The following is a 242-nucleotide window of genomic DNA, read 5'->3' on the forward strand; positions in this document are numbered from 1 at the left end:
ATACTTTATCGAATGAGAACAGGTATTCCTTAGCGGGATCTACCCTCTGAGTTCGGAGGGTAGATCTCGCCATTCTTGTTCTCAGTCGGCTTTTGACTCAGTACAAGACCACGTTCAGTATCGTAGGCAGTGACCAATTGTAACGCTGTTTTTTTGTCATTTCGGTATGAGCCACGAAGCACTTTTCCATCGAATGCGATAATCGGCTTGTTTTGACTCTTGCGTTGTTCGTTAATCTAGAG

General features: G+C 44.2%; 1 pseudogene. It reads right to left on the reverse strand.

The features are described 5' to 3' along the window. Positions 1 to 62 precede the first annotated feature (62 nt). A pseudogene (locus ACTRWI_RS22895) lies at positions 63 to 236 on the reverse strand (ISAs1 family transposase); the annotation flags it as partial. Positions 237 to 242: the final 6 nt, after the last annotated feature.

It is taken from the genome of Pseudoalteromonas sp. G5_S1_14_S5 (assembly GCF_054968605.1).